Annotated in this window: 1 protein-coding gene; it reads left to right on the top strand. The window is 68.2% G+C overall.

The genetic code is table 11. From position 1 onward, the window contains the following. Positions 1-123 precede the first annotated feature (123 nt). Positions 124-636, top strand: a 513-nt coding sequence (locus tag ACYU8I_RS18875; protein WP_460843887.1) for a helix-turn-helix domain-containing protein, incomplete at its 3' end; no start/stop codon positions are given.

Below are 636 nucleotides of genomic sequence, written 5' to 3' on the forward strand. Positions count from 1 at the left end.
GGCTAGCTGTGATGTCCGGGGACGTTGTTTCGTGACACGGACCTGATGGTGCTGGAGAGGTGAAGGCCTCCGGTTGTGAAGTGGAGCTGTCTAAGGAACCGCTTCACGAACCAGGAGGCCTTCGTGTCCCACGCTACCCATCCCAATGCTGCTCTGACCCCGCGCGCTCGGCTGGCGTTGGCCCGCAAGGTCGTCGAGGACGGTTATCCGGTCGGTTACGTCGCGAAGATGTTCATGGTCAGCGCGCCCACGGCCCGCAAGTGGGTCCACCGCTATCTCGCCGAGGGCCCAGCCGGGATGGTCGACCGCTCCAGCCGTCCGCACCGCTCGCCCACCCGCACCAGCCCCGAGGTGGTGCGTCGCATCGTGCGGCTGCGGTGGCGCCAACGCCTGGGCCCGGTCCAGATCGGCGGCCAGCTCGGCGTGCCGGCCTCGACCGTCCACGCCGTGCTTCGGCGGTGTCGGGTCAACCGGCTCAGCGCCATCGACCGGGTCACCGGTGAACCGCTGCGCCGCTACGAACACCCACATCCGGGATCGATGATCCACGTCGACGTCACCAAGTTCGCCAACATCCCCGACGGCGGCGGCCACCGCTACCTCGGACGCCAACAAGGCCGCATCAACGGCACCGCG

The organism is Nocardioides marmoraquaticus, assembly GCF_054777915.1.